Below are 26,456 nucleotides of genomic sequence, written 5' to 3' on the forward strand. Positions count from 1 at the left end.
GAAATGGCATTTCAGTTAATTATCAATGTAATTCTAGCTTGCCTCTGGATGTTTCTTGAATCGTCGTTTACATTCGGAACCTTTGTGATCGGCTTTTTCATCGGAATTGTATTATTATTCTTCATGCGGCGCTTTCTTGGATCTACATTTTATATCTTTCGACTTCTAGCGCTCGTGAAATTGCTTTATAATTTTTTCCACGATTTGGTGCTTTCAACGGTTCATGTCAGCCGGATCGTGCTTAAAAAGGATATGAATATTCGGCCAGGAATCTTCCGTTATGATACGCTTCTTGAGACAGACTGGGAAGTTACGATGCTGGCACTTATGATCACACTTACGCCTGGTACGCTTTCGATTGATATTTCAGATGACTATAAATCGATTTATGTCCACTCTCTTCACGTACCGAATATTGAAGAAGAAATTGCTACCATTCGAAAATCGTATGAAGGTGCAATCATGGAGGTGTTCCACGGATGATTATCAAAATTGCCTTATCAATTGGTCTTTTGCTTTATTCGATCTCCACTTTTCTCTACTTGTATCGAATTTTAAAAGGGCCAACAACTTCCGATAAAGTTATCGCTCTTGATTCCATTGGGATGAACTTAGTGGCCATCGTAGCGCTACTTTCGATGTTTTACAGGACCAATGCCTATCTCGATGTCATTCTTTTGATCGCGCTACTTGCTTTCATCGGAACAGTTTCATTCTCCAAGTTCATTGAGAAAGGAAAGGTGATCGATCGTGAACGTGATAATTGAGATCATTGTAGCCATCATGATCCTACTTGGTGGACTCCTAAGCATTCTAGCAGCAATTGGCGTTATCCGCTTACCTGATGTTTACACACGAACACACGCAGCTGGTATTAGCAACACGTTTGGCGTCAGCCTGATTTTATTTGCGACGGTCGGCTTTTTCCTTCATTCAGGCGAAGGTTTCCATCCGCGTGTTCTGCTTGCTATTCTCTTTATCTATCTCACTACACCCGTTGCTTCACACTTAATCAATCGTGCCGCGTATGACACTGGGGTCCCGCTTGCCATTCGAATTCGTGACCAGTTACGTTCTGTTAAGAAAGACGATATCAAAAAACGTCGTAACTTGATTATTCGCCAAGAGCAAATCGAGAAAGCACGCCAAGAAAAAGAAGAACTTGAAGACCGGCTCGACTGGGAACTTCGCGAGGAACAAATTGATCAGCGCGAGCGAGATGAAGATCAAGAGCGTGAACAAGATGAAACCGCAATTAACGAGGAATCAGATGACTCAGAAAACCAAATCATTGAAGAAGATGACGAGAAAAGTAAGAAAGATGATGAATAAAAAAAGCTGGATGCGGCTCCCCCGCTCCAGCTTTTGTTTTATCATTTTGTGCGTTTTGTGCGAACAGCGATCGTGCAGCGACTAATGCAGATAAGTTCTTCCGCATCATTTGTAATCCGAACTTGCCAGACTTGTGTAGAACGTCCAATATGTATCGGCGTCGCTTCCACATGAATGAAGCCTTGTTCCACACTTTTTATATGATTCGCATTGATTTCTTGTCCGAAAACCAACTGGTTTTTTGCAACATTTTCTCCTGCTCCAAGACTGGCTGCGTGTTCTGCAAGCGCAACAGAAACACCACCATGCAAGTAGCCAAAGGGTTGTTTGACCTGATCTGTTATTTCAAGCGCCAGTTCCACTCGTTCTTTTGAAACAGTTACTTCGTTAATTCCAATATGTTCTCCAAAATCCATGTTTTCACCTCTTTGTTTCTATTATATCCGAAAACTCGGTTTTTTGCGGGCTTTTATGTGGTAATATAAGAAGAGAATATATGTAGTAGACTGGGGCGATTTTGATGGTGTTTGAAAATGTGCCACTCGTGGCGTCGATCGTAGCAATTTTATTTGCGCAATTTGTGAAAGTACCAATTCGGCTAATGATTTCACGTAAAGTAGAATGGGGCTTGATGTTCTCAACCGGCGGAATGCCAAGTTCTCACTCAGCAGCAGTAACAGCTCTTATGACAACCCTTGCGATCGAACACGGATTTGATTCTCCGTACTTTGCCATCGCGGTCGTGTTTGGCATTATTGTAATGTTTGATGCGACTGGTGTAAGACGACAAGCCGGCGAGCAAGCGGCTGTCCTCAATAAACTTGTTTCTGACTTCCAAGAATTTGTGGAACATGCAAAGGGCCTCACTGCTCCTGAACAAGCAGAAAAAACAAAAAACATTTGAAAGAACTTCTCGGCCATAAACCGATGGAAGTGTTTTTTGGTGCTATTACAGGGATTGGCATCGGGCTCTTAGTAGCTTGGTTAATGGGCAGCTTTTAATTTATTATTCACCAAACTGTCACACACTTTGTTTTCCGAACATGCTACAATAGTTTTATAAACGAAAAGGAAGTGAATCTTGTGACATTCGTTATTCGTTTTTTAGAAGAACATTCAGACGAACTCATTAATTACTGGTTTAGCACTTATTATGTTAAATCAAAAGAATATCAGGAGCGAAAATACATTCCCGGCTATTTGGATGCGCAATACTCTGAAGCTAAGCGTTTATTCGTTCAATCTCTAAAAAAATGTTCTACTGAAGATATCACCGCCTCCGTCCGGAATATTGGTGAAGACAGGCGCGACATGAATATTGATTTCGAAGATATGCTAGTAAGTCACTTTGATTTTTATACAGCTCTAATGGAATTCATTACGATTCATCACGATAAGAAAAATTTGAATTGTTCTGTAAAAGAAATTTTTACAACCTTACTCGAACTGCGGAGAATCGAAACTTCATCTGCGCTTGAGCTCTACAAAGGATATACGCTTGAACCAAGTTCTACACGTTTTTAATGCTTATTTTTATTGAAACACTTTCCTTTATTGGAAAGTGTTTTTGTTTCTAGATAGAGTTTAGTGGTTAAAATCGACTTGGCTCACTTTCCAATGATATTCATACACCGTACTTTCTATGCTACAATTAACATATGTGAGAAAGGGAGATAGCCTATGAAAATACCAGTTTATGTTGCCAGTGCATTTAGCAAAGGTAAAAAAGGGGGAAATAAAGCGGGTGTTGTGTTTGTTGAGGATTCATATACACTGTCTATCCCTCAAAAAATGGCAATAGCCAAACAGCTAGGTTATGCAGAAACTGCTTTTATATCAGAATCTAAAATAGCTGATTATAAATTGGAGTTTTTCACCCCAAAAGAAGAAGTCGATCTTTGCGGTCACGCCACAATCGGCTCTTTCGCAATACTCCTTCATTTCAATAAGCTTTCGAGAACTCATTATACAATGGAAACAAATAGCGGTGTTCTTACTATCACGATAAAAGAGGATATTTTATTTATGGAGCAAAATAAGCCAGCTTTCTATGAAACTATATCCAAAAATAGTTTCAGCGAGTGTATGGATATTGAATCTATCGATGATAAACACCCTATTCAAATTGTTTCTACTGGATTAAAAGACATTTTAATTCCTATAAAAAACGTTGCACAGTTAGAAGCATTACAACCTAATTTTGAAAAAAATAAAAAGAAATTAGTCAGCATTATGACGTTGTCGGTATGCATTTATATACATTCGGTGACAACCGAATTATAACTAGAAATTTCGCCCCACTATATGATATCAATGAAGAAGCAGCCACTGGAACTTCAAATGGTGCATTAGCCTGTTATCTTTACAAGCATCGCTACTTGCGACAAGAATCCTATGTATTTGAACAAGGATATGCTTTAAATTCGCCTTCTGAGATACTAGTTAAATTGGCTATTACAGCTGAAAAGGAAATAGAAAAAGTGTATGTCGGCGGAAGAGGTTACTATTGCGAAACGAAATATTTAAATATAGACTCCATTTGAATGACCATAAGAACCATTCTGACAAAAAGCTTTCATTTTTTTATTTCCGCATCTTATTCAAAACTAGACAAAAAAAACACCTTGTTCGATTGAACAAGGTGTTTTTTTCAAGTGTTTATTTATAGAATTTGAATTTCCCTTTACTCATCATTGTACCCATGCCACCGATCAATAGTAACGCACGGTCATCAATGACTTTCTTCATGAAGGAAGCTGGATAGCCTTTAATATTTTTGCCAAAGACTACACCAATTGCATCATTATCACCTAACGAGCAAACTGTTCCTTTTTCATGATATTCGAAATCAACAAGATCGCTTTCACCTTTGATAAGTTTAGCCAAATTAATTGCAGCAACATCTGCTTGTTGCATCGCAATTTGTGCTGTTGTCGGATACGGACGATCATTTGCCGGATTAATAATTAGTGAACAGTCACCAATGATTAAAATTTCTTCATTTCCAGGAACCGTTAAGTTGTGGTTTACTTTAACGCGTCCACGACCTGCTTCAAAACCAGAAGCATCAATTACACTGCTACCACGAACACCTGCAGCCCAAATAATAGTTCCTGCTTTGATTTCTTTTTCTTCAGTTTCACTTTCTGCGTAACGAACACCATCTGGAGTAGCTTCCTTAACAGGTTTACCCACAAGGAATTCCACGCCGCGATCTTCAAGCACGCCAACACCATAATCTACAAGAGTTTGGTCAAATTGTGGCAATACTTTTGGTGCAGCTTCTAAACAAATAATCCGAACTTTTTCACGCGGAACATCGTATTTTTTAACGAGTTCAGGAATCCGATTGGTTAATTCACCTAGGAACTCAATACCAGTAAAACCTGCGCCACCAACAATGATTGTAAGCAGTTCATCTTTTTGTTCTGTTTTCCATTTTGAAAATTGTTCTTCGATATGCGCACGAATTTCTTTAACAGATGGAATGCTTGTAATCGTAAGTGCATATTCTTTTAAACCTTTGATACCGAAAGTCTCAGCTTCTGAACCAAGTCCCACTAAAAGATAATCATAAGAAATATCTCCTTGGTTTTTCAGTGTTACGGTTTTTTCATCTTTATTAATCTTAACTACTTCATCTTGAATGAAAGTTGTTTTATTGGAATCTACAACTTTTGAAATTGGATAAACCAATTTTTCTGGTTCTAGTGTTCCTGCTGCTGCCTCGTGTAGCCAAGTTGTTTCTTGGTGATAGTCATTTTTGTTCACAAGAACGATTTCAGCTTCAGCATTTGCCTGCTGTAGTTTTCTAAGCGTCTTTAGTCCACCATAACCTGCGCCTAAAATGACAACTTTTGGTTTACTCATCTGTAATCACATCTACTTTCCCTTTATATTTTTTTCACAAACTACTATGCAAATGATTCCTTTTGGACAGTAAGCGTAGAGTCCTGCGCTGATACATCTACCCTGCGTGAAAAATACCACTTATAACTATAATGATAGACGTTTTTCAGATAGATTTCAAGCCATAAAACACTATAATTCAAAGGAATTTTAATGGTCTGGTTTTTTTGTGAGTAGAAAAGCCGCTAACTGATCATTTCGACTATTTTGTTACATTTTTAACAAATAGTTAATCTATACACAAAACTCTTTCTTTGTTATTTTATAAAAAGATTGTGAAAACAATAACTTATTTTCTTGCTAATTTTAAGATAAACTATCATCTTTTCAAAAGAGTTTGTGCTAGAATAGATGTATTATGTTGGTGCATAATATCCTTTGCAATTGGAGGGGAACATAGTTGGATAAAAATACTAAAATTTACGATATCACGATCGTCGGAGGCGGTCCAGTTGGACTTTTTGCGGCGTTTTATGGTGGCATGAGAAACGTCAGCGTTAAAATCATTGAAAGTCTACCACAGCTTGGGGGACAGCTCTCCACACTCTACCCCGAAAAGTATATTTATGATATTCCTGGCTTCCCAAAAGTTCGGGCGCAGGAACTGGTGAATAATTTAATTGAACAAATGAATCCATTTTCACCAGAAATCTGTCTTGGAGAAACCGTTACTTCGATTGAAAAAGAGGCAGATGGGACTTTTGAGATTTCAACGGATCGAGATACTCATTACAGTAAAACGATTATCATTACCGCCGGAAACGGTGCCTTCGAACCACGTAAACTGCAACTAGATGACGCTGTACAATATGAAGAGCAAAACTTGCATTACTTTATCAACGATTTAAATCGCTTTAAGGGACGTAATGTTGCCGTATGTGGTGGTGGCGACTCCGCTGTTGATTGGGCTTTAATGCTTGAACCGATTGCAAACTCAGTTGCGATTGTTCATAGACGAGCGGCTTTTCGCGCTCATGAACATAGCGTTGAACGCTTGCAAAATTCAAGTGTTGAAATTTTGACTCCTTTCATTCCCACCGCGTTAGTTGGAAATGACGCAGGTATTGAAAAGGTCATCTTAAATGAAGTAAAAGGCGAGCAAGAAAAAGAACTGGCTATTGATGATTTTATTGTCAATTATGGTTTTGTTTCCTCTCTTGGTCCAATTAAAAACTGGAACCTTGAAATAGAACGAAATTCGATTGTCGTCAATTCAAAAATGGAAAGTTCGATACCCGGTATTTACTGTGCAGGTGACATTTGTACGTATGACGGGAAAGTCAAACTTATTGCAACTGGTTTTGGTGAAGCTCCAACCGCTGTAAACAACGCAGTAGCTTTTATTGATCCTGGTACAAGAGCACAGCCGATGCATTCTACATCCCTATTTTCTTAACACAACTTAAAAAGGACTTGGCAGGTGCCAAGTCCTTTTTTTTCCGTAAAAGACTCTATCATGGTTTGGTTTTGCTTTTCATCTATTCTCTGGCTTTATTAAGCGTCTCTCTTTATCACTGTAAATCTGTTGTTGAATGCGGTGCATCCGGGCTCTAAGTTCTTGCAATTCCCGTTCAAGTGAAGCATTCTCTTCTTTTTGCTTCTTGTTTTGAAGTAACCCTTGCTTGATCCTCCTTAGCATCTCTTCATCACCTCATCTATTTATCTATCTCTCTATAACTAGATATTATCACAATTTGTGGTAGTATAACGAAAAATGTCGTAAAAAGTCCATTCTAGGTCATAAACGACTTTTGTAAGCGCTTTATTTATATTTTTAGAATAGTAATCGAAATAATCTGTTATTTTTTACGTTTTTAAATAAAAAAATTCGGGAAAAGTATATTATTCCTTATACGAAGGAAGGAGGAAAAAAATGAAAGTATTAGTTATCGGTGCTAACGGACAAATTGGTAAAAAAATCGTCCGTTTGCTTAGTCCAACTAATTTTGTACGAGCCATGGTGAGAAAAGCTGAACAAATGCCGAAATTAGAAAGCTTAGGTGGATATCCTATTATCGGGGACTTGGAAAAAGATTTCAGCTATGCTTATGATGAAATTGATGCGGTTATATTTGCAGCAGGATCTGGCGGTCATACCGGGGCAGATAAAACTATTGCAGTTGATCAATTTGGCGCGATAAAGGCGATAGAAACTGCAAAAGAATATGGTGTAAAACGATTTGTACTCATTAGCTCTCTTTTTGCTGGCGAGCCTGAAAAGGGACCAAAATCGCTTGAAACTTATCTTGAGGCAAAAGGACGAGCAGATGATGCTCTCATAAACAGTGGACTCGAATACACCATCTTGCGTCCGACTACACTTTCAGATGATGACCCTACCGGGAAAGTTTCTGATGTTACCGCTTTTGGCAAGTCGAGCGTTACCCGTTCTGATGTTGCTGCTTTTGTTGCTGCTGTTTTACCAGAAGAAAAGACCTATAAAAGAATCTATACATTTGCTAATGGCGATATTCCGATTAAAGATTATCTCTAGTAGCGCTTAAAAAGCATCCTTTAATAATTTGGAGGATGCTTTTTGTTTATTCTAACAGTAATGGTCCAAAAAGGTTAAGATTTCAATAGCCCTTTGTTTATAGGTCGCAGATAACTTCTGCACCTTTTCATACCCTTTTTGTCTAATTATTTCAACGATATCTGATCGCTTAGAATAAAAATCAATTTTAGCAAGCAACTCTTCTGTATCTGAAAAGAAATCAGCTTCTTCTCCTTCAATAAACAGTTCTTTATGTTCAACAGTCCGTTCGGCTAAGAGGAATCCTCCACTGGCTGGAATCTCAAAAGTACGCGCTGTGTGTTGTTCATCAGATAGGTGGGTTAAAAAGCCTAGTGAAATTTGACTTGCTCCGAATACTCTCGCCATATTTTGCATATATACCCCTTCATAGGTACAAAAATCTCGCAAAAAATTATCTTTAGGTAATCTATTCCAATTTGTTCCCCAAACTTTGACATCATACCCTTTTTTCGCAATTTCCTCAAGCCACTCCGATCGTTTCTTCTCCATTCTACCAACAAACGTTAACAGTGATCCATAATGTTGTTGTTCAACTTGGCTCATTTTAATAGGATGATGAATAAGCGGATCAAATGCATATTGAATTTGCATTACATGAGCACAGCCATGTTTTTTATATTTTATAACTTCTGTTATTTTAGGTGTAACAACTAGATCATATTGAGTAATGGCATCATTTAATACCTTTGATGTATGGTAATGATCATCAAATAGAAAATCCGGATGAAAATGAATAGTTTTAACACCCAATTTTTTGGCATAATCAATCGTTTCTGAATTCACCCACAGCCCTTTCGCTACAAAAAGAATGGAAGGAGTTACTTTCTTTAACGCATCCATAATTCTTTCATTAAATTGTTGATATTTCCACGAATAAGGTTTATTCATCATTCTCATGTACGCTCGTTCTGCATAAGTATAATTATAAAAATAATAATCCGTTGAAATAGTGATTACTTGAAAGCCAAGCGCTCGAAAGCCATCGAAAAAAGATTGACTATTAGCACCTGGAAAGGTAGCCCCTACACATAATATGGTTCTTTGATTCATGATTCACCTCTTATAACATGATTAAATTTTGAATAAAGTTTTTTATAGTAGTCAGACTGATAATGTGCAACAGAATGTCCAAATGGATAGCGAGCATCTCCAATGTAAGGTTCTCCCCGCATACTGATCACATTGGCTTTCGGAAATATTTTTTAAAAAAGTGCTGGTCTAGTTCCAACCATAGTTGATTGTACTTCATAAGCTGTGGAAGGTTTTTATAGGCCACTTTTTCTCCCCTTGCATCAAAGTAACTTGTTGTTAGCTCAGCTTGATTTAAAATAAGTTGTTCCTCAGCTAAATAAGGCGAAATTCTTTCTTTAAATAGCTGTACCGCACGAATCCATTCCTCTAAAAATTGTTGCCAGTTTTCTTGGCTCACTAATTTTTCGATGGCCAAATCCTGTCGAATTCGGCTTTGCTCAATAATTGGCGAAATGGTTACTGCTTGGTTAGCCTTTATAAACGCTATTTTTTTAAGCGCATCCGTGTATAAATCTATAATTAAAAAGTCTGGTGTCTTTTGTTTTAATTCTTGAAAAAAATGCTTTTCAAAATCGGCCACAACAAACTTCTTTTTTTCAGGTGGAATATCTTCATAGTGATCAATATTAAAGAAAAAAAGGTTCGGTTATAAGTGTAATCATGGAAGAATGAAACTGTGTAAAGGAGACGGAATAATGTTTTTTATATTCAGGATTAAAATAATCACTCGAATTTAAGAAGTTCCGACTGAAGCAAGTGCCTAATACTGCGATTTTTTGAACCATAATGCGTTTCACTCCTTTGTTAACTTTTTTTAGGCTTCTCTGTAAAAACGGCGGGAAATAAGTGGCAACTTCTTGATGTCTTAAATACTCATGTTCGTCTAAAATCAGAGGATAGCCACCTGCTTTTAAATCTTTAATCAAATCTGCAATATGTTCTTTATACGTATGCTCCTTCGTTGAGAAATGGACATAGAATTGTGTCTGACATCCCTTTTTCTCATAAATTTTATCCTTGAGCAATCGGTTTAAATCGGAAACGGAGTAAGTCGTGCCTTTCCCCACCATCCCTTCAAATGTCTCTTTTTTTTCAGGGATATCCGTTAAGTAATTTCCTAAAAAATATTGTGGGGCTCCAGAGATAATCGCATTTGCTCCTATTTTCAAGCCAAAATACATCGCCGCATAGCCACCTTTGCTCGTTCCAACGCAGATAATTTGCTGATAGTTTTTTTTTTGCTCGTATCTTATTTATGAGCTCGGTGACTATTTTCTCAGGATTATTGGAACCTTCGTGAAATAAATAATAGCCACCTTGCTTATTATGCCCAAAATCATCTAAAATAAAGAGCCGATCAGCCGCAACATCTTTTGTAGTAGCCATATAATTATAGGTTGCAGGGATCCCAGGACGTGAAAATGCACTAAAGACGATAATCAATTGGTCGTGTTTTCGCCTCTTTTTGAATGTGTATTGGACAATATTATCTTTTGAGCGATATTTTCTACTAATCATTTTAAAATATAGACTAATAAATTTTTTCTTCATATTCCTCTTCCTTCCCCCTCAAATTCAGATGAATGATTGCTAGAGCTATCCCAATGCCAAGCCATACGACACGCATTTCAAAAATGCTACTGCTGCCAATTGAAATAGCAATAAAAGCCATAAGAATACATAAAGGTACCCCTGCAAGCAACCCCTTTTTGCTTACAAACAATTTAACTGCAAAAAAGAATAACCATGAGAAGAAAAATAACACACAACATAAACCTAGGATTCCTACATCCGCTAAAGTGGCTAGCCAAAAATTATGGGCACTCATCGTCTGCTGCATTTGGATAGGAATATTAACCGTTCCGTAGAGCGCTTGGAAGATATAGTTTGGAACGACACCAATGCCTACTCCAAGAAAGTGACTGTCCTTTGCTACGTTTAAAGCCGTTTCATAAATAAGCATCCGCTGATCTGTTGATGTCTCTTTTCCAACTAAATAACTAAATTCCTGTTTTTCAATAAGTTTCATGAAAAGTAGATAGATACCTATTAAATTCATGCTAATAAATAGCAGAATACCTACGATTTGCTTTGAAAACAGCTTGATGACGATCAAAAGCAGCGTAACTCCACATGCCAAAAAGTCCTGTTCGTGATTCACTTGCCACCACCAAAGAAAATAAGACAGCTGCACTACTTAAAACAATTAGCCAACGCCACCATGAATTTTTTTTTAAGTAGTAAATAAACAAAAATTGGGAAGTAGATGGACAAGTAAGAACTAAAATCATTCGTATTGGTAAGAAGCCCAGTCGGACGGTAATCTGGGTACCCATTTTCGCTCAAACTCGAGTACCATAAATGATTTCCTGTCAACATTTCATAACACCCTACTCCAATGGATAAGAGAAATGGTGGCATAATCCAAAAAAAACAATTTTTCCAAATTTTTCACTTGCCTCACGTAGTACACAATAATAAAAATTAGATACAAACTTTCCAGTTGAAAATAAATAGCTCGTAAACTTAATTGCATATCCTGGCTCCAAATCAATGTGATTATAGAAAACAAGATCCATAAACTAAATGCAAGAAACGGAACCTTAAGTTTCGAAAGCCATGCCCAATCTTTCTTTTCAAATAAGAAAAGAACAAAATGGAGAAGAAGTGCTACTCGAAATAAAAACAATCCTCCAAACCCTGGAATACTCAAATAGGGACCAAATATGGCAGCAATAACGACGATGACAAATAAAAATCGAGTGATGCGTCTTAGTTGAACATCCATAATAAAAATGCAAAGTCCAATCAGAAGAACCGGCAAAATAATAAGTGGATAAATCGCACAAATGATGCTTATTAAAATAAATAAAGCTCCAAATAAAGTTTTTTTAATAGCCATAGTAATCATATTTCTTTTTATTATATTTAACGTTATTTAATACAGCTCCAACGGCTTTAACTCCTGAGTTATCTAATAATTTTTTCGCGTTAGAAAGTTCTTCTTCTCTAGTTTTATTACTATTGACAACTAGGATGCCTAAATCACATGAAGAAGCGACAAGCCTAGAATCTGTAAACAAATTAATTGGTGGACAATCGAAGATGATACATTCATAGTCAGTCTCTAATGCTTCCTGTATAACACTTTCCACACCTTGGACCCGTAGTAATTCAAGTGGATTCGGTGGAATCGTACCAATCGCTAAAACATCCAAGTACTCTGTAGCATGATAAATTGCATCATGAAAGTTTGAACGCCCTGTCAAAACATTAGAAAGTCCGGCTCTTCCTCTTAGTCTAAATTGTTTTGTCAGACTTGGAGAATAAAAATCTGCATCAATTAATAATACTTTTTGCTTGAAGTTAGCAGTCGTTTTGGCAAAATTTATACTAAAAAAAAGTTTTTCCTTCTCCTTTGTTCGAAGAAGTGATGGCAATGGTCCGAAATATATCATCTTGACTATGCATATACTGAATATTGGTTTGGATTGCCGAAAATTTTTCTTGAAGGATTCGATTCAAAGATTGTTGACCCATCTCTAAGTTTTTTTCCACGTATTACTCAGCTCCTTATTCCTTAACTTCGGGAACATCCCCTAGATAAGTGATATTCAATTGCGTGATTTGGTCCTGTGACTTAATTGTTCTGTCCATAAATGCCTTTAGTAAAATAAAGAGAGTCGCCAGAATAAGGCTGACAAACAAAGCTATTAAATTCATAGAAAATCCTTGGCTAACTAAGTGAATGCTTGGTTTTTCCAATATAATAACTGTGCTTCCTTTAAATAGCTTGGGAATTTCTTTTTCAACTGTTTCCACATATGCCTGACTGACTCGTTCTGCTTGTTCACGTTTTTGATCTGTATATGTGATGTGAAACACTAGTGAATTTTGATCAGAGCTAATTGCCAATTGCTTACTAAGTCCCTTACCGTCTTTCCCAGCAATTTTTTCTTCTGTATTAACTAAACTCATGATTTTACTGCTCTTTAAAACTGAGGAATAAGTTGTAATAAGCTGAATATTATTACGAATACCTTCTTGTGTATAAAGCACATTTTCTTCTTGCTCTACATTAATTAAGAGAGAGGTTTCTGCTTGATATTCATCAATATGAATATAATTTTGGTACACCCATACACTCATTTGTGCTACTAAGATAATCAAAACGAGCCATAATATGTTTTTTTTTAATGGTTTGAAGTAAGATTCCCACAGTCATATTTTTTTTTATTCATAAATCCCCAACCTTATTTTCTTTTTTTCGAAATTTTCATACAATCCAACTAATTTTTCAGATTCATGCTGCCAGCTGTATAGTTGTTCAAAAGCTCGGAAGCCTTTCTCTCCCATCTCTTGACTCCTATGTTTGTCTTCTTTGAGTTTCATTACAAGATCTGCTGCCCCTTCTGGATCAAAAGGGTCAACTGTATACCCGCAATCTGCCTCAGCTAAAATTCGTGTAAAATCTGGAAAATTGGAGGCAATTATAGGTAGTTTTGCTGCCATATACTCAAATAGCTTTGTGGAATGTGAATTCAAGTTGTTTGGAGTAGGATGTAATAAACATAGTCCAATATGACTTTGATAATAGTGACGCCAGATATCTTTATACTGCATCCGATCAAGTTGCTCAATATGATTTTCAAGTTTATTCCTTAAAATAAAATCCACAATTTTTTCTTCATTAGTAAAAATCGGTCCAATTAGTTTTAACTTAAAATCATGACAGCCCTTTTCCCGCAAAGCTTTAGCAAGCTCTAACATATTGAAAAGTCCTCTTTGTTCTGTTAAAACTCCTACATATATTAGTGTGAATTTTTCCGAATTTATTTCCTGGATTTCTGGTGGCATGACTGGGTAATTCAGTACGTCGACAGTTTTAGTTGCTTGATTCATTGCGTAATTTTGCTTATAGGAAACCTCTGCATAGATCACAGCGTCAACCCATTTTAAATAATATTTTTCAACTACTTCTACAAGTTTAGATACAATGGGACGACAAAAACGAGGAATCCACTGCTTGGTTAAAAGGGCTGCGGGTAAATGCTCGTGCATATCATAAACCGTTTTCACTTCATTTCCATATTTTTTTTTTGATTTTTTTTTGCTAAGAGCAAAAGTTCTGGATCATGAAAGTGAAAATTTTTCGCTTCTGATTCCTCAAATGCCTTTAATAAAACCCGCATATGCTGATATCGTTCTTTTCGAGAAAGCGCTGGTAAATAGTGCATTTCTAGATTAGGAATGTTTTCTTTTTCTCCTTCAAAGTCTAACGCATAAAATTCAACTTGAAACCCTTTATTGGCAAGCGATTTTGCCTCTTTAAAATAAATTCTTGTATCGGACCAAACATGTACTGAGCTACACATGAAAATCCGCTTCTCATCTCTTTTTTTCAATGCTCTTCATCCTTTACATTTTTTTTAATAAAGAATTATTCCATGTTTCTAAGTTGAAATCACAAACAATTGTGTTACGCGCTGCTAGTGACATCTCATTCCATTCTGACTGTTCCAATCGTAAGAGAGTCATGATGCTATTTGCGGCCTCTTTAGGATCATCTTCTGACACTAAAAATCCGTTTTCACTATTTTTAATCAGCTCTGGTATACCGCTATGATAAGTAGAAATCACTATTTTCCCCCGTGACATCGCCTCCATCAATACCATTGGAATCCCTTCCATGTCTCCATTTTGAGCTTTTTTACTTAACTGAATAACTACAGTAGCCTTTTCAACAGTCTCTTTGACAACTGTTTGAGTTTGCGCTCCATGAAGAGTTACAACATCATTGACCTGCAACTCATCAATCAGTTTGAGCAATTCTTTTTTCAGTTCCCCATCACCTAATATATCCAAATGAAATGGTACAGATAAACGGCTTTTCAAAAGTGCCATCGTATGAATAACCGTCTCCATCCCTTTCTTTTCCGTTAATCTTCCAATTGTCAAAAATCGTAGCGGATTTTGTTTTAGTGAAGGTTGATAATTAAATTCATCAGTATCGATACCCATATGATGAACAGCAATATTTTCTCTGCTCACACCATAGTTTTGTAGTTTCTCGGCAAAATAAGAACTGATAGGCAACAATTTTATATCACTAGCGAATAAATCAGTATAGACCACCTTCCCCCATTTTTTCACAAAAGAGGTAATATCTTGACCGTGAAAAAAAAACCATTGCCCGTTCGTCGAGAAGCCCTAACTTCCTATAAAAATTGGCGATATTTCCATTGGGACCATAATGAATTACGACAGCATCTGCCTGTTTGCGTGAAAGAAAATAAGGGGCACTATACAGCAAACGCAATGACGAAGACATTTGTCCGTATTTTCGCCACTTCAAAGTTTCTAATGCTACTTTTTTATTCCTAAAAAACAATTTCACAAACAATAGAGTAGCCTTTAAAATTCGTGTTCCTTTTTTTGATGGAATATCAAGAAACGTTGTCTTCGAAAGCAGATCATACTCTAAAACAGTTTGGTGATCCTTCTTATTTTTTGCTTTATTCCAAGCAAGAATCTCTACATCAACTCCACGATCAATCAGTCCAGTTATTTGATTTAAAATAAAAGTCTCTGATAGCTTCGGAAAGCTGGAAATAAAAAACAGTACTTTCATCGGTTTTTCCACTTTATTTTCCGAAATATATAAATCTTCTTTTTCATTTGCAATCATTTATCCCCCTCCTTTACTCCATTTTTCCTTTTCCTAGCAAAAACTTTCGAACAAATTTAAAATCCGTGATCGTTGTGAGTAATCCGTAGGTGATCACACCAATAATTACATAAATTCCTAAATTGATAATCTCTGATGAAAAAACAATCATTCCTTTCGCAATATATACAATACATGCCATGATGACAGCATTGAGAGCAACTTTCCCTGTCTCCTTGGCAATTACGATAAATTCATATTTGAAAGACATTTTTTTTGGCTAATACAATAACTGCTAGAAAAAGTGCAAACAAGGCTACAACTAATGGGGAAATCATTAGTGTAATAACACCCATTTTTAAGACACCTACGAGTAAAAACAAAACTTGGAAAATGATTGTTAACGTACTATTTACAACAGGAGTAACTGTATCTCCCAAGCTGTAAAATATCTTAAAAGTTAATTCTTTAAATGCTATGAATGGAAGGCTCAGCATTAAGAAAAAAAGAAATTGAAAGACATGAACGCTTGATGTACTATCAAAACTTCCCCGTTCAAATAATAGACTAATAACTTCTTGTCCCAATACGAGCATTCCAGCAACAACAGGGAGAATTAATAAAACCAGTAACTTCACATACTGAACAAATTTCGTTTTCCCAACTTGGATAGACTGTTGAAAATTTCTGCTCAGATCCGGGTAAATCATGGATAACAGATTCGTGACCAACAATACTTGAAAAATGCTTACAATTTGATTCGCATAGGTCATCATAGAAATGTAACCTGTCCCAAAATAACTTCCTAATAGATTAGGTAGTAAGATTGTTACTTGATAAAGAATAGAACCAAATAGAGACGGAAGGGTGAGACGTATTAAACGCCTATATTCCTCTGAACGAAAAGAAAACGAAAAATTGAATGCCCATTTTCGGTTAGAACATGCAAGTAGTACTGCCTCAATCAAAAATGAAATGGCCACAGAAATAGCAATTTGATATATGGTTAATTGTGAGCTATAAATTAGAAGAAATAACAAGTTGGAAAGCGCTGCAACAAATCCTGCTACTTTGATCCAAATAAATTTCCCTTCAACCTCTAAATTTGAGATCTGGAGCCATGAGTACATTCTAAATAATTGCCCAACCCCCATAATGAAGGTTAGTAAATAGGTCATATAATAAAATGGTTTGTCTACCTTCCATTGAAAGTACTCCATACTGATAAAGCCAATTAGATAAACAAGTAACAAGAAAAATACACTTACAGATAGAATTGTTACAAGATAGGAATTCAATACTCTTCTTGCTTCTGGTATTCGTTCATCCGATATATTTGTCAAAAATGGAATAACAACTGTGGGAATAGCGGCTCCTCCAATATTGACAATTGCTACCATCATTAAGTTGGCAAGATTAAAAGCATCCATCTCGCTTGAAACACCAAATTGCTTTGCGAGCAATGCTGTTCGCAACATCGATAGAATCTGAATGCCTACTGTGAAAACAATTACACTGTAAAAAACATGTATTACTTTGGCTTTCGGCAAATTAATCACAATCTTCCCGTTTAGATATTATAAGCATTGAATAAATCTAGTTCTTTTTTTGCGAGATTTGGCTACCGCTGGCGTTCCAATTGCAAGAGAATCGGGAGCTATATCATGGATAACTGTCGCACCTGCTCCAACTAAGCTTCTTTTCCCGACTGTAAGCCCCTGAATAATGGAAGATCCTGCACCAATAAAAGACACATCATTCACATTAACATTCCCACATAAAGTAGCATTTGGTGAAATATTCACAAAAGAGCCAATTTGGGATTCATATTCAATGATGCTTCCTGTCAAAACACTCGTATGATGTCCTACTTTGACCCCATGCATAATCGCTGCATTTGCTGAAATATATGTTCCTGCACCAATTTCCGCTGTTTGGTCAACATAAGCATGTGGATGAATAATTGTCGCGTAGCGTTCTAGGGGAATAGCAGGCAATCTCCTAACTATCTGAAACCGATCTTCAACTTTTCCAATAGCTAGAACAAAATAGATTTCCTCTTGAAGCAAGAATTCGCTATACTCTAAGGGAGCTTCAAATGTTTCTCCTTTTTTAGAAGGAAATTCAATTTGATCATCTAAAAAACCTAAAAATCGGTAACCAAGATCATACTGTTCGATCATATTTTTTAGCATTCTCCCCTGTGACCCACATCCGATGATTACAAGATTTTTTTTATCCTTTGAATCGTTCTGCTGTAATGGTTTCATTTTGATCAATCCCCTCCCTTAAAAGGACAACTCGAATGGTTCGAAATAGAATTTTGATATCTATCCAAAATGAAATAGAATTTACATATTGAACGTCTAACATAAACTTCTTTTTCCAACTAATTGTATTCCGTCCATTCACTTGTGCTAAACCAGTAAGGCCCGGCTTCACCTCAAGCCTTCTTTTTTCATCCTCCGTATACAAAGCCATATAATCACTTGTAAGCGGACGTGGTCCAATAAAACTAATATCTCCTTTTAAAATATTTATAAGTTGCGGGATTTCGTCAATGCTCCACTCTCTTAAAATTTGTCCAACAGGGCTAATGCGTTGTTTTTCTCCGCTTTCTTCACCCAAAACATCATCGTACATAGACTTAAACTTATATTGTCTAAATGAGCGTCCCGCAAGCCCTGCTCGTTCACAAGTATAAAATGGATTTCCTCGGTAGTAACAAGCTAAAAATAAAGTGAGAAAAATAAGCGGTATTGCTAGAACTACTAAAAAAGCTACAGCCATTATACGGTCTACTATCGCCTTCACCCATAAATAAGTTTTGCCTCTCATAATTCCTCTCCTTTATTTTAAAATCAATACTTTTTGCTCTCCTCCGCGTCCAATTGATTGATAATTGACCTCCAGTCGAAGCATCTCGTCTGGATCAAAACAATTCCTACCATCAAATACAACCGGGTGTTTCATCCATTTTTTAAATTCTTTTGCTTGTAGTGCTTTAATTTCTTCCCATTCTGTTACAATAAGTGCTGCATCCGCTTGATTGAGCGCATCCTCAATCGTATCTACTACCCTAATATTTTGTGGCAAAGCACTACTATGTTTTTTTACAACTGGATCATAGGCGTAAATAATCGCACCTTGATTTGATAGCTCTCCCATAATTTTTAACGCGGGCGCTTCTCGAACATCATCCGTGTTTGGTTTAAATGCAATCCCGAGAATCGCGATTTTCTTTCCTTTAACCGTGTCGAGCTTTGCTAACAACTTTTTAACAAGAATTTTTTGCTGTCTAGAATTCGTTTGAATAACTTCTTGTAAAAGCGGAAAATCCATGTCTGATTCTTTCGCAATTTGCAGTAATCCTAACGTGTCTTTAGGAAAACAAGAACCGCCGTAACCAATCCCAGCCTGTAAAAATTGACTACCAATCCGTTTATCGAGCCCCATTCCAAAGCTCACTTCCTGAATATCTGCACCCACACGATCGCATAGATTAGCAATTTCATTGATAAAACTAATTTTTGTAGCTAAAAATGCATTCGATGCATATTTAATGAGTTCTGCACTTTTAGAGCTTGTTGCAACCACTGGAATATTGAATGGAGAATTGATTCTTTCCATTATTTGGATTGACTCTTCATTCTCTGCCCCAATTACAATTCGATCCCCTTCAAATAAATCGCGAAGTGCCATACCTTCTCGCAAAAATTCTGGATTTGAAACAACCGATACTTTATGCTTCGCCTTTTCATCCATCAGTTTTTGCAAAGAAGCATTTGTTCCGACTGGCACTGTGCTTTTAATAACTACTACCGTTGGATGAATAATCGCCTCAGCAATTTCACTCGCTGCTTTATTAAAATAGGTCATATCAATTTGTCCATCGATTCCAGTGGGTGTCCCAACAGCAAGATAAACAACATCAGCAAAACGAGCACCTTCGGCAAAAGAGGCAGTAAAGTCTAATCTTTCTTCAGAGATGTTTTTTAAAATCAAAGATTCAATACCTGGCTCATAAATAGGTGAAATCCCCCGTTTTAATTTCCTTATCTTTTCTTCATCAATATCGATACAAGTAACATGATGACCAATTTCTGCTAACCCCACACCTGTTACCAGGCCAACGTAGCCTGTACCAACAATAGAAATATTCATCTTTTCCCACTCCATTCCTTAGTAACTCGTCCAAAAATCTTAGTTAAATTAGCAACTGCTCCATCAGCGCTATACTGCATTTTAGCTAGATTTTTTATTTTTTTCTTTTTAAACTTTTCAAATACTTCTTTTTTATCCTTTAGTTCGATTAACAATTTGGCTAGCTGTTCCGGTTTTTCTGCATCAACATAGTAACCAATCTCTTGTTCTTCAACGATATTTTTTGTCCAACCATTTGAATTGACGATAATTGGTTTTCCAGCTGCTAAAGCATCAAAAAATTTATTTGGGGAATTTGTAGCTAAAATCGGTTTTGGTAAAAAACTTGTGATTGTTATATTTGCCAAGTCTAAATACGTAGGAACATCACTTTTTTCAATACTGTCAATAAATATTATATTTTGTAAATTCCGCCTCTTACTTTCGGCAACAAGTGACGGTTTCGTTTTCCCACTCCCTACAATGAGAAATTTAATTTCTTGAGTACCTCGATTTTGGATATGCTCTGCTGCATTTAATAAATAATGTAAGCCATTTGCTTCTCCCATTGCTCCAATATGAGTAACAATGAATTTATCTTTAAGACCAAACTCCTCTACAATCTCCTGCTTAAATTCTTGATCGATATTTTCTTCTGAAAAAAGTTCCAAATCTGCTAAATTGGGAATAACCGTAACTTTTTCTTCTGTAATGCCTCTCGAGCGTACTCCATCTGCCATACCTGGTGATAAACAAACTATATGTTCTGCTTTTTTATAGATTCGCTTTTCTATAAGACGTAGAAAATGTTGGAGAGGTTTAAAATTTATATAACCCATTTGAATTGGAGCTTCTGGCCACAAATCACGTACTTCAAAAACAAATGGGGCATCTAATTTCTTACTTAATTTCATGGCTGGAATACCTATTGTTAGAGGTGTTGATGTAGCAAATATCAAATCAATACCACTTAATTTCCCACCAATACTCTCTGACTTTTTCATGAATTCCAAAAATTCTTTTATTCGTTCTTTTTTATTCAGAAAATTACTGTAACAACTATCAATAGCTAATATTTCTATACCTCTGATGTTATAATACTTTACATCTTCTACTATTTTGTATGGTTGTTCTTGTTTCATAAATGCATCGGTTGTGATAACTGTAACTTTATGTCCACTCTCAACAAGCCTCTTCGTAAAAACAAAACTTCTAATGGAAGTGGATGAAGATAAGGTAGCAAAGTATTGATGCAAATATAGGATATTCATTTATTCAACCCGCCCTTTTCACGTATATTTTAAAATGTTAGGTTTTTCCAAGTTGCTCGTTCCTTTGTATTAACTGGGCTGTATATTAAATCGGCCTTTTTCAAATCCTTGGAAATAATATAATATCCTTTTCCTTCTACCTCTTTTCCTGGCTTCACAACTTCATTAATATTTTTCAGACTACCTTTCGCATAAAAATAATGTTCATCATTATCTGACAAGAAGAAATCTGCTGCAACAATACCTTGCTCTTTTTTGGAAATGTTTTTTGCTTTATACGAAATTACGAGTTCCTTTTTTCCTTTTTTTTGAACTTTCTTTTACTTCTATTTCAGTAGGTGTAATTTCCCATGACTTCGTTTTTTTTACTTTCTATATTTTTTGATTGCGTATATCCCCCACAAGCTACTAAAATAACCAGCATGAACATTAGACTTGCTATGAGTCCTATCTTCTTCATAAAATCGCTCCTTTTACATATCTAATAAATCACTAATACTTTCTTCTGGGATCATTAACCCTTCTTCTTCTACGAAAATGTAGTTTTCATTTTTTAACTTACTCAATAATCTTGATACCGTAACTCTGTTGCAATTACAATATTTAGCTAAATTAGTCAGTTTGATTTCTTTTGGAAATATCAAATGAGGCAACTTAAAAGCTTGTTGATTAAGTCTAGAAATTTGCAACATACTATGAATGATTCGTTTATTTGAATTTAAGAAATGAAGCTTTAGAAAATCCATATCTTCCTCTGCCTTCAAATATTGCTCTAAAAACAAGTGAACAAGCAGACCATCTTTTTCCAACATATCGAAAATCATATTTTTATCGAGCACTGCAATGCGACCGTCTTTAATATTATCTAAATAGCATGTTTCATCATCTTCTAAGTTAAAAATAAAACCTCCTTCTAAATTAAAACTATATTGACGTATCTTCGATATCCGGTTACAGTTTTCTTTAACTAATAACCCACCCATTATAATAATAAATTCATTGGATTCAACACTATACGTTGCCCTTTTGCCTAAATCAATTTCTTTATACTCAAATTTATTTAACAGAAAATGCGAGAAATTGTTATGCTCTATGACTTTTTCATGTAAACTTAAAAAATCCATGACTATTATCCTCCTATAATTAGTATATCTAAAAGCTATTTATGAAAGAATAGTTTGAAGTGTAATAAAAACTACAAAAAAAGTTGAACCTCTTCACAAAAATGCCACTTCTAGACTAAGTGAAGGGTAAAACTACCATTAAAAATTAATTTTGAATTCTCGAAATTTCATATTTCCCTTTCAATCGTTTTCTTTCAGAACAGGCAATTCTCTTATCTCAAGAACTTGTTCGGTTGTTTTTTACTATTAAGCATGGTATAAATACATTGTAAAATAACAGTTCTCTTTTTTTTACTCCTTTGAGTTACAATTTTAGTACTTTTGGGAAAGGAATGAGTAAAGTTAATATTTACTTGGTTGAAGACAATTTTCTACACAGAGAGTTTATTGAGCAAAGTATCATAACTTCTGCTGAAAAACTTGATATTCGATACAGGATGCACACAACTTTTGATATTGCCAATTTTATAAATCAAATAGATACACATGTCATCATGGATAATGATATTTATTTTCTTGATATTGATTTAAATGAAACACTATCCGGGATTGATATTGCTGAAAAGATTCGAAAAAAAAAACCACCAATGTTATATTTACTTCATCACTTTTCATCAAGATAAGAGCTTAGAAATTGTCAATCGCCATATCCTCCCCTCAGGCTACCTCATTAAGGATCCTGACAATCTAGACAGTATTTCCGAGCAAATTCAACTAACCTTTGAAAAAATCCAACAAAGAGAAAAGCATACATTCACGGATAATATCATATTAAAAAATGGTTCTGAACAACTTTTTTTTGCCTAAGAAGAATATTATCTTTATCCAAACTTTAGCTGGTAGTAAAAATTATTCATTGATTCATCTGAAGAACCATACACACAGTGTCCGTTATCAAATTAGTGCACTAAAATTATTATTTGATGAAAATAATTTCTACACAAATTTAAAATCTTTTATTATTAATACGGATGAAATCACTTCAATTGATCGGAAACTCGGCATTATCCATTTTAATTATGGTTATGAATTATATGCTAGTAAAAAAATCATTAACAAATTGCTTAACCATCTAACAGGTTAAAAGTTTCAACTGAAAATTAAACAAAAAGGAAGAATTTTCGATTTTCTTCTCAAATTCTTCCTTTCTTTTTTTATCCAAATATTATTTTTTATTCAACCACATCAACTGAGATACGGTTAATTTCTTGATAAAGAGAATTGACAAGTACTAGTTCTACTTTATCTCCTGAAGCAATATTTAATGCTTTTAAATTATTAAACGTAAACTCACCATCAGCATTGTTAGCTTGTTTTTTTACTACTCCATTTACAAACAGGCGAACTTTAAATCCTAAAACACCATATGTGCCGCTTAAAGTATCTGTACCTAACTTGTAATTACCTTCATTCACTGTAAGTCCATTTAATTCAGCTGCATTAATGACATTGATAGTCATTCTCTTCACTTCTTTATATTGCGAATTAACCGCTACAAGTTCTACTTTATCATTTGGATTAGTAATAAAGTTTGCTGCATTGTTAAACTTAAATGTCTGTGTAGCCTCATCCATAGTAGCCTGCGTCTTCACTTCTCCATTTACAAAAAGACGAACTTTGAAAATCCCTTCGCCATATGTTCCGCTCAACACTTGATCACCTGCATTATAAGCATTTGCAGTTAACGTATATAATACACCTTTTAGCTGAACATCCTTACGTGCAATTTCTTGATAAATGGAGTTAACAGCCACAATTTCCACTTTCGCTTGATTTGACGTGATTAACTTATCCACATTATTGAATGTGTATGTGCCATTATCGTTGATTGCTTGCGCAACAATTTTCCCATCAACAACTAAACGAACTTTCGAAATCCCTGTTCCATATGTTCCTGTTAATGTAGTACTTCCCATTTCATACGGCTGTACTGCAAGCGTATTCGCTGCAGAATTTTCAACAGTAACATCCGTACGGTAGATTTCTGCATATTGTTTATTTACTGCGACAACTTCCACTTTATCTGTTGGACTTGTAATTAAACTTGTTGCATTGTTAAATGTAAACGTATGTGTTGTAGCATCCATTGTTGCTTGAGCTTTAATTTCTCCATTAACAAACAAACGGATTTTATATGCACTATCCTCATATTTACCTGTCAATTTGCTTGTTCCGTAGCCATACGTATCTGGTGTCAAGACCTTAGTTAGGTTACCTTTTACGTTTACCTCTACTCGTTTCACCGTTGCATACTTACTGTCAACCCCTACAACTTCTACTTTATCTGTTGCAGAAACGACAAATTTATCTACATTCTCAAATGTATAGGTTCCGTTCGCTGTTGTAGCTTGAGAAACAACTGCACCGTTCACAAAAAGACGTACTTTCGAAATGCCTGCACCAAATGTACCACTGAATGTACTTGTACCAACATTTAATGTTTCTGGAACCGTTAAATCAAATTTAGTAGAACGTGTAACGGTTTTACTTACAGCAGCCGATGTGTTTTTCGCTGCATCTTCAAGAACAACGCTCACAACAGCATTTTCAGCTTGTGGTTGGATCGCAATTTGGAATTGTCCATTAGCCCCAACTGTTGCGTGTCCAATTTCTTGATCATTCACTTTCGCAATAGCTTTTGCTCCTGCTTCACCAGTACCTGTAATTACTTTATCATCTGCTGAAATTGCATTGACTACTGGTGCTTCTGGTGCTGTTACATCTTTCACTTCAACAACTTTTGGCTTACTTACTTGATCACCTTTTGTTAAAGTCATTGTAATGGTATAGTCAGAAGACAATTTATCTACTAGGATTGAGAATTTACCTGTTGAATCTACTGTTCCAATGTATGGATTGGAAACTGCTGTTCCCTCTTTATCCTTTACAATAATTCTAAAATCAGCATTTGGCGTTGCAGTACCTTCAATTTTTGTAGATTGATCCGTTACTTCTTTGATAATTGGTTGCGGTAAATCGCCAGGCTGTACAGTTTTAACCGTTGCATCGCCTTTTAATCCAGAAGGTTTGATTTGAGCTATACTAATCTTTGCTCCCACTTCCTGTGCTGGAATAGCAATCTTAAACGAGCCATCAGCAGCAACTGAAACTGGATCTAAAGCACCTGATGGTAATGTCACTTGTATTTTATTCCCCGCAGTTCCTTGACCTTTAAGTTCAACTGTATCTGTATAAAGATCCTCAACGATAGGAGCTGCTGGCTTAATTGCATCGCTGACTGTTACTTCACCTGTAGGGCTCACTTTACCATTTCCAGAAGTCACAACTTGCACTTTATCTCCATATTCAGGTTTAACAATTTCTATTGAGAAATGTCCTTTAGTATCTGTATTTCCTACATAAGCTTTTTCTGTACCATCTTCTTTGATCACTTTGACATTAACATTAACAGCTAGATCCGCTTCTCCACTAACGGTTGTACTCGCATTAGTCACTTTATTAATTACTGGCTCGCTTAATTCTCCTTGTCTTACAGGTAAAGAAGTTGTCGAATCACTAATGTTTCCTGCAATATCTTGGTTTGCAACTGAAACAATATGTCCCATAATTTGACGAGGGAGTTGGACAGAGTAATTACCATCCGCATCTACACTTCCTTTAACACTCTCTCCATCTTCAGTTGTTAAAATAACTGTCGAATTTGGCTCTGCTTTACCAGTAGCAAGATTCGCATCTGTGTAGATGGGATTAATGGTCGGTGCAGCTGGTGGCGTTACATCCGTATTCTTAAACTCTAGGTTTGTTAGCGACATAGCTGCTGAATTTGTACCAAGAAAATTCCCACCTCTTAGCATCCCAACAGTTACATCGATATCTCCTGTTTCAGTGGCAGTATAATCATAGTTAAGATCTCCAACATTCTTGGCCGCCACACGGGTTTCTTCAGTTCCAACTTTATAATAAAAGTCTGCACCTGCATCGAATAGTCCACCAACATCTTTTACGACCGCACTTAAACGATAGGTCTCTCCTTTAATCACATGCACTTTTTGTGTAAGTGTTCCTTTTCCTCCAGCTGACCAAAAACGCAAGCCGCCAGATTCGGACCCCACAGTAGCACTATTTATTCCAAAAATAAAATAACCCGAATTGTCCTTGCTCATTCCGCCCGTGATCACTGTATCATCATAAGCGGGGGTCCAATCATCAAACCCTAGTGCGTTTGGTGTAAAGCCGGGATTCTTGAGTAAATTTACTGGCGTTACAACAGTTGAACGCGCACTTGCAGTTGTTTTTTCAGTTGTTGTAGCTGCACTTGCAGTTGTGGATAACAATGATGTCACAGATGTGGAAGCAATCACATTAAACGCAATAAGAGCCACTGCACCTTTTTTTTAAAATTTCTTTGTTTTTCATTTTTTCCTCCTATATTACGCAAATATTTTGTATAGTGAATTTTTTTACTCTCCTTTCTTCCCTTC

General features: G+C 35.9%; 32 protein-coding genes and 2 pseudogenes. 10 read left to right on the forward strand and 24 right to left on the reverse strand.

Annotated elements, in window-relative coordinates; translation table 11 throughout:
- Window positions 1-3: 3 nt before the first annotated feature.
- Genes MAQA_RS08095 through mnhG form a run of 3 tightly spaced genes read left to right on the forward strand, consistent with a single transcriptional unit; the run spans window position 4 to window position 1,332 of the window.
- A complete protein-coding gene (locus tag MAQA_RS08095; RefSeq protein ID WP_036072984.1) occupies window positions 4-483 on the forward strand; it encodes a Na+/H+ antiporter subunit E in 480 nt (159 codons plus the stop codon).
- Entirely contained in the window at window positions 480-767 is a 288-nt protein-coding gene (locus tag MAQA_RS08100; protein WP_036072987.1) for a Na(+)/H(+) antiporter subunit F1, read from the forward strand. Before MAQA_RS08095 ends, MAQA_RS08100 begins: the two co-directional genes overlap by 4 nt.
- Window positions 751-1,332 carry a monovalent cation/H(+) antiporter subunit G gene (gene mnhG, locus MAQA_RS08105; protein ID WP_036072989.1) on the forward strand — a complete coding sequence of 194 codons (582 nt, stop codon included), beginning with the start codon at window positions 751-753 and terminating at the stop codon, window positions 1,330-1,332. The genes MAQA_RS08100 and mnhG overlap by 17 nt, the downstream gene beginning before the upstream one ends.
- 41 nt (window positions 1,333-1,373) lie before the next feature.
- Here the strand turns inward: mnhG and menI are convergent, their stop codons facing one another.
- Window positions 1,374-1,748: a 1,4-dihydroxy-2-naphthoyl-CoA hydrolase MenI gene (gene menI, locus MAQA_RS08110; RefSeq protein ID WP_036072991.1), complete on the reverse strand. Its 375-nt coding sequence runs from the start codon at window positions 1,746-1,748 to the stop codon at window positions 1,374-1,376.
- Between the two features lie 104 nt (window positions 1,749-1,852).
- Here menI and MAQA_RS08115 point away from each other — a divergent pair.
- The 3 genes and pseudogenes from MAQA_RS08115 to MAQA_RS08125 all read left to right on the forward strand — a co-directional run bounded on the left by MAQA_RS08115 (window position 1,853) and on the right by MAQA_RS08125 (window position 3,875).
- A pseudogene (locus tag MAQA_RS08115) lies at window positions 1,853-2,334 on the forward strand (divergent PAP2 family protein).
- An 81-nt stretch (window positions 2,335-2,415) separates the two neighbouring features.
- Window positions 2,416-2,856: a hypothetical protein gene (locus MAQA_RS08120; protein ID WP_036072992.1), complete on the forward strand. Its 441-nt coding sequence runs from the start codon at window positions 2,416-2,418 to the stop codon at window positions 2,854-2,856.
- A gap of 156 nt (window positions 2,857-3,012) precedes the next feature.
- Window positions 3,013-3,875, forward strand: a pseudogene (locus MAQA_RS08125) (PhzF family phenazine biosynthesis protein).
- A 115-nt stretch (window positions 3,876-3,990) separates the two neighbouring features.
- Here the strand turns inward: MAQA_RS08125 and MAQA_RS08130 are convergent.
- A complete protein-coding gene (locus MAQA_RS08130) occupies window positions 3,991-5,202 on the reverse strand; it encodes an NAD(P)/FAD-dependent oxidoreductase (protein WP_036072994.1) in 1,212 nt (403 codons plus the stop codon).
- 439 nt (window positions 5,203-5,641) lie between these two features.
- Here MAQA_RS08130 and MAQA_RS08135 point away from each other — a divergent pair, with 439 nt between their 5' ends.
- Both MAQA_RS08135 and MAQA_RS08140 read left to right on the forward strand, forming a co-directional pair.
- Window positions 5,642-6,637: an NAD(P)/FAD-dependent oxidoreductase gene (locus MAQA_RS08135; protein ID WP_036072997.1), complete on the forward strand. Its 996-nt coding sequence runs from the start codon at window positions 5,642-5,644 to the stop codon at window positions 6,635-6,637.
- 477 nt (window positions 6,638-7,114) lie between these two features.
- Window positions 7,115-7,735: an SDR family oxidoreductase gene (locus MAQA_RS08140; protein ID WP_036072999.1), complete on the forward strand. Its 621-nt coding sequence runs from the start codon at window positions 7,115-7,117 to the stop codon at window positions 7,733-7,735.
- Window positions 7,736-7,786: 51 nt separating this feature from the next.
- Here MAQA_RS08140 and MAQA_RS08145 read toward each other — a convergent pair whose 3' ends face one another.
- The 21 genes from MAQA_RS08145 to MAQA_RS08225 all read right to left on the reverse strand — a co-directional run bounded on the left by MAQA_RS08145 (window position 7,787) and on the right by MAQA_RS08225 (window position 22,014).
- Window positions 7,787-8,827: a CgeB family protein gene (locus tag MAQA_RS08145; RefSeq protein WP_036073002.1), complete on the reverse strand. Its 1,041-nt coding sequence runs from the start codon at window positions 8,825-8,827 to the stop codon at window positions 7,787-7,789.
- 127 nt (window positions 8,828-8,954) lie between these two features.
- On the reverse strand, window positions 8,955-9,389 hold the full coding sequence (locus MAQA_RS08150) for a DUF6270 domain-containing protein (protein WP_241463161.1): 435 nt from the start codon (window positions 9,387-9,389) through the stop codon (window positions 8,955-8,957).
- A 46-nt stretch (window positions 9,390-9,435) separates the two neighbouring features.
- Window positions 9,436-9,990: a hypothetical protein gene (locus MAQA_RS14695; RefSeq protein ID WP_193786420.1), complete on the reverse strand. Its 555-nt coding sequence runs from the start codon at window positions 9,988-9,990 to the stop codon at window positions 9,436-9,438.
- Entirely contained in the window at window positions 9,902-10,360 is a 459-nt protein-coding gene (locus MAQA_RS14700; protein ID WP_193786421.1) for a hypothetical protein, read from the reverse strand. Before MAQA_RS14700 ends, MAQA_RS14695 begins: the two co-directional genes overlap by 89 nt.
- Window positions 10,341-10,970 (reverse strand): O-antigen ligase family protein, encoded by a 630-nt coding sequence (locus MAQA_RS08160; RefSeq protein WP_036073005.1) that lies wholly within the window; start codon window positions 10,968-10,970, stop codon window positions 10,341-10,343. Before MAQA_RS08160 ends, MAQA_RS14700 begins: the two co-directional genes overlap by 20 nt.
- A gap of 32 nt (window positions 10,971-11,002) precedes the next feature.
- Entirely contained in the window at window positions 11,003-11,188 is a 186-nt protein-coding gene (locus tag MAQA_RS08165) for a hypothetical protein (protein ID WP_036073008.1), read from the reverse strand.
- Between the two features lies 1 nt (window position 11,189).
- Window positions 11,190-11,711, reverse strand: coding sequence for a hypothetical protein (locus tag MAQA_RS08170; protein ID WP_036073010.1), 522 nt, complete (start codon window positions 11,709-11,711; stop codon window positions 11,190-11,192).
- Window positions 11,701-12,249 (reverse strand): tyrosine-protein kinase family protein, encoded by a 549-nt coding sequence (locus tag MAQA_RS08175; protein ID WP_159099969.1) that lies wholly within the window; start codon window positions 12,247-12,249, stop codon window positions 11,701-11,703. Before MAQA_RS08175 ends, MAQA_RS08170 begins: the two co-directional genes overlap by 11 nt.
- Window positions 12,250-12,382: 133 nt before the next feature.
- The gene (locus MAQA_RS08180) at window positions 12,383-12,958 is read right to left on the reverse strand and encodes a YveK family protein (protein ID WP_241463162.1); all 576 of its coding nucleotides are present in this window, start codon (window positions 12,956-12,958) and stop codon (window positions 12,383-12,385) included.
- A gap of 84 nt (window positions 12,959-13,042) precedes the next feature.
- Complete coding sequence (locus tag MAQA_RS08185) at window positions 13,043-13,888, reverse strand: glycosyltransferase (protein ID WP_052008541.1); 846 nt, start codon at window positions 13,886-13,888, stop codon at window positions 13,043-13,045.
- Window positions 13,885-14,214, reverse strand: coding sequence for a hypothetical protein (locus MAQA_RS13770; protein WP_052008542.1), 330 nt, complete (start codon window positions 14,212-14,214; stop codon window positions 13,885-13,887). Before MAQA_RS13770 ends, MAQA_RS08185 begins: the two co-directional genes overlap by 4 nt.
- A gap of 13 nt (window positions 14,215-14,227) precedes the next feature.
- Entirely contained in the window at window positions 14,228-14,944 is a 717-nt protein-coding gene (locus MAQA_RS15620) for a glycosyltransferase (protein ID WP_241463163.1), read from the reverse strand.
- Entirely contained in the window at window positions 14,931-15,497 is a 567-nt protein-coding gene (locus MAQA_RS15625; protein ID WP_241463164.1) for a glycosyltransferase family protein, read from the reverse strand. The genes MAQA_RS15620 and MAQA_RS15625 overlap by 14 nt, the downstream gene beginning before the upstream one ends.
- Window positions 15,498-15,510: 13 nt before the next feature.
- The gene (locus MAQA_RS15630) at window positions 15,511-15,747 is read right to left on the reverse strand and encodes a hypothetical protein (protein ID WP_241463165.1); all 237 of its coding nucleotides are present in this window, start codon (window positions 15,745-15,747) and stop codon (window positions 15,511-15,513) included.
- A complete protein-coding gene (locus tag MAQA_RS08195) occupies window positions 15,731-16,954 on the reverse strand; it encodes a lipid II flippase MurJ (protein ID WP_241463166.1) in 1,224 nt (407 codons plus the stop codon). Before MAQA_RS08195 ends, MAQA_RS15630 begins: the two co-directional genes overlap by 17 nt.
- Before the next feature lie 99 nt (window positions 16,955-17,053).
- Window positions 17,054-17,746, reverse strand: coding sequence for an acetyltransferase (locus tag MAQA_RS08200; protein ID WP_036073014.1), 693 nt, complete (start codon window positions 17,744-17,746; stop codon window positions 17,054-17,056).
- The gene (locus MAQA_RS08205) at window positions 17,712-18,314 is read right to left on the reverse strand and encodes a sugar transferase (protein ID WP_036073016.1); all 603 of its coding nucleotides are present in this window, start codon (window positions 18,312-18,314) and stop codon (window positions 17,712-17,714) included. The genes MAQA_RS08200 and MAQA_RS08205 overlap by 35 nt, the downstream gene beginning before the upstream one ends.
- 12 nt (window positions 18,315-18,326) lie before the next feature.
- Window positions 18,327-19,640, reverse strand: a complete 1,314-nt coding sequence (locus MAQA_RS08210) for a UDP-glucose dehydrogenase family protein (RefSeq protein WP_036073018.1) — start codon at window positions 19,638-19,640, stop codon at window positions 18,327-18,329.
- Window positions 19,637-20,890, reverse strand: a complete 1,254-nt coding sequence (locus MAQA_RS08215) for a glycosyltransferase family 4 protein (protein ID WP_036073019.1) — start codon at window positions 20,888-20,890, stop codon at window positions 19,637-19,639. Before MAQA_RS08215 ends, MAQA_RS08210 begins: the two co-directional genes overlap by 4 nt.
- A gap of 29 nt (window positions 20,891-20,919) precedes the next feature.
- Window positions 20,920-21,174, reverse strand: coding sequence for a DUF4352 domain-containing protein (locus MAQA_RS15635; protein ID WP_338151626.1), 255 nt, complete (start codon window positions 21,172-21,174; stop codon window positions 20,920-20,922).
- A gap of 189 nt (window positions 21,175-21,363) precedes the next feature.
- Window positions 21,364-22,014, reverse strand: coding sequence for a cyclic nucleotide-binding domain-containing protein (locus MAQA_RS08225; protein WP_036073022.1), 651 nt, complete (start codon window positions 22,012-22,014; stop codon window positions 21,364-21,366).
- 332 nt (window positions 22,015-22,346) lie between these two features.
- Here MAQA_RS08225 and MAQA_RS15640 point away from each other — a divergent pair, with 332 nt between their 5' ends.
- Together MAQA_RS15640 and MAQA_RS15645 are read left to right on the forward strand one after the other, a co-directional pair.
- Window positions 22,347-22,637, forward strand: a complete 291-nt coding sequence (locus tag MAQA_RS15640) for a response regulator (RefSeq protein ID WP_241463167.1) — start codon at window positions 22,347-22,349, stop codon at window positions 22,635-22,637.
- Between the two features lie 155 nt (window positions 22,638-22,792).
- Window positions 22,793-23,098: a LytTR family DNA-binding domain-containing protein gene (locus MAQA_RS15645; RefSeq protein WP_241463168.1), complete on the forward strand. Its 306-nt coding sequence runs from the start codon at window positions 22,793-22,795 to the stop codon at window positions 23,096-23,098.
- A gap of 88 nt (window positions 23,099-23,186) precedes the next feature.
- Here MAQA_RS15645 and MAQA_RS08235 read toward each other — a convergent pair whose 3' ends face one another.
- Window positions 23,187-26,357 carry an Ig-like domain-containing protein gene (locus tag MAQA_RS08235; protein ID WP_036073024.1) on the reverse strand — a complete coding sequence of 1,057 codons (3,171 nt, stop codon included), beginning with the start codon at window positions 26,355-26,357 and terminating at the stop codon, window positions 23,187-23,189.
- Between the last annotated feature and the right edge of the window lie 99 nt (window positions 26,358-26,456).

It is taken from the genome of Listeria aquatica FSL S10-1188 (assembly GCF_000525795.1).
Classification (GTDB): domain Bacteria; phylum Bacillota; class Bacilli; order Lactobacillales; family Listeriaceae; genus Listeria; species Listeria aquatica.